General features: G+C 74.2%; 1 protein-coding gene. It reads left to right on the top strand.

Features of this window, described 5'->3' with window-relative positions; translation table 11 throughout:
* Window positions 1–629 precede the first annotated feature (629 nt).
* Window positions 630–1,320, top strand: a 691-nt coding sequence (locus ACWEVO_RS36590; RefSeq protein WP_452311962.1) for an MSMEG_4193 family putative phosphomutase, incomplete at its 3' end; no start/stop codon positions are given.

The following is a 1,320-nucleotide window of genomic DNA, read 5'->3' as shown; positions in this document are numbered from 1 at the left end:
CACACCCACAAACCGGACACCGCACCCCAACGGGGCACAGCCTGCCCACCGGCCGGCCCCGTCAGTGGAACGCCATGGACGTCTCCGGGCGCCGGTGACCTCCATGGCGGTCCACCCGCGACGGCGAGATCGGGCCGCATCCGGACATCCGGGACATAGTTCCTGCCCGGCCGGGGAAGTACCCGCTCGATCAACTCGATCTGCCGCAGATCGCGCCATCCGCCGGCCGCGACACCCCGACACACCGCAACCCGCGCCCGCCACCATCCCCGAACACCCGCGCCCCCCGAAACCCCGCAACCCGAGCCGCCCGCGCGTCCCCGGGCATCCGTGCCCCCGAAACCCGCAACCCGAGTCACTCGCGCATCCCCGGACACCGGCGCCCCCGACACCCCGCTACCCGAGCCGCCCGCCCATTCCCGGCCCACCCGCGACGCCCCAAACGCCGCAACCCCACTCGCCCGCCGCCCACCCTGCCCGCCGACGCGGGGCAAACCCGGGCCGACTCGAGATCCCCGCAACTTCCGGGAAGTGCTGCCTCCCGCGGCGCCGAGGCAGCAACGTCCCTGATGTCGGGGTGTCCGCGACCAGGGCACGCCGGCCCGCGACCCCGGCGATGAGCACCTAGGGTGGTCAGCGTGGCGACCCTTCTGCTTCTGCGACACGGACGCACCACCGCGAACGCCGACGGCGGCCTGGCCGGCCGGCAACCGGTCGAGCTGGACGAGACCGGCCGGGCCCAGGCCACGGCGGTCGGCGAGCGGCTGAAGGGGCTGCCCCTCGCGGCGGTGGTGACCAGCCCGCTGATCCGCTGCCGGCAGACCCTCCAACTGGCCCTGCCCGAGGCCGAGCCGGTCGTCGAGGAGGGGCTGATCGAGTGCGGGTACGGCAGCTGGGAGGGGCAGCCGCTGAAGAAGCTGGCGAAGGAGCCGCTCTGGCCCGTGGTGCAGCAGCACCCGAGCGCCGCCGTCTTCCCCGACGGGGAGTCGATGGCGGCGATGGCGGCGCGCGCGGTCGGGGCGGTACGCGCCTGGGACGCCCGGATCTCCGCCGAGCACGGCCCGGAGGCGGTCTGGCTGGCGTGCAGCCACGGCGATGTGATCAAGGCCATCGTGGCGGACGCGCTCGGCGTACACCTGGATCTGTTCCAGCGGATCGTGGCGGACCCGGCGTCGGTGACGGCGATCCGCTACACGCCGCTGCGGCCGTTCCTGGTGCGGCTCAACGACCCAGCTCGCACCGCATGTGCGGCGCGGACAGCTGGTCATCCTCAAGTGCACGGTGCCGCCGGCCACCACGCGCACCCTGGTCGCACCGCTG

Source organism: Micromonospora sp. NPDC003776 (genome assembly GCF_053605645.1).
This window is presented reverse-complemented; position numbering and strand designations above follow the sequence as displayed.